This window comes from Bacteroides sp. 11BF, from assembly GCF_019633765.1.
GTDB classification, from domain to species: Bacteria; Bacteroidota; Bacteroidia; order Bacteroidales; family Bacteroidaceae; genus Bacteroides; species Bacteroides hominis.
Genome location: NZ_JAFKPJ010000068.1, coordinates 1 through 1,031 on the forward strand (window position 1 = coordinate 1; position 1,031 = coordinate 1,031).

Genomic DNA, 1,031 nt, shown 5'->3' on the forward strand with positions numbered 1-1,031 from the left:
ACCTGTTGGCGGAATTAATTTAGTGCATACTTAATTCTGCCAATGGGCTTGTCGTTAATGAAGTTTACGTATTGCAGAATGGTAAGTGCACTAATTTTGCCAATGATTCTGGCAAACAAACCATTCGTTATTTTCGCGTAGTTCCTGATGACCAAGAACTGGTCTGTAAGTTGTGAGAATATTGTCTCAATCCTCTTTCTTGCCTTTGCAAACGGAATGAATGTCGGTTTCCAATCCTTTTGGTTGAGCCGATACGGACACTCCAGTCTTATGTGTGCGGTTTCGAACAAGTCAAGCTGTACGTCAGCTCCAATATACCCTTTGTCACCATAGATGCTACAGTCGTGATAAGTATGTTTTACATCCTTCATATAATGGAGGTCAGCCACACTTGCCTTTGACAGATCATAGGAATGGATAACTCCACTTAACCCACAGAGAGCGTGTAACTTATAACCAAAATAATACGTGTTCTGCGAAGCACAGAAGCCGAAGTCGGGAGCTTGCGAGAAATTGCCGGCACGCCCCATCTTGCAACGTTTTCCTCTTGCAACCCTACAGACCTCTATCGGCTTGGAGTCAACAAAGAATTGTTCCTCTCCGCCATCCATTTCCATGGCAATCCGCTTGCGCAGTTCCTCACACAGGCCTGACGTTTTCTTCCTGCGGTCATTGAACTGTCTCCTTGATATGAGATTGGGAATGCTGTCCTTGTATTCTTGCAATTTATAGTCGAACAACCACTTCTCACTATCAATGCTCTCGGTCTCTGCCGTCAGGGATAGCGCCACCACTTCCAAATCCGAAAACTTGGGAACAGGACCACGACGTGGAACATTACCCGAATCATTGACGAGATTTTCAGAGAATTGCTTGCATATCTCAAGTATTTTGACGAATTTTGCATAAAGGTTGTACATACGATGGTTTGAACTTAATGTTTTAATCACCACTAAGTTACTAAAAATCAGCGACATGTACAACTTTTTACTCATATTTATCAACTTAAATTAATTCCGCCAACGGGTTTA

At 42.7% G+C, this 1,031-nt stretch carries 1 protein-coding gene; it reads right to left on the bottom strand.

What is annotated here, in order from left to right; all coding sequences use genetic code 11:
- Positions 1-14 precede the first annotated feature (14 nt).
- Positions 15-995 carry an IS982-like element IS1187 family transposase gene (locus JZY04_RS21005; RefSeq protein WP_032536584.1) on the bottom strand — a complete coding sequence of 327 codons (981 nt, stop codon included), beginning with the start codon at positions 993-995 and terminating at the stop codon, positions 15-17.
- Positions 996-1,031 lie beyond the last annotated feature (36 nt).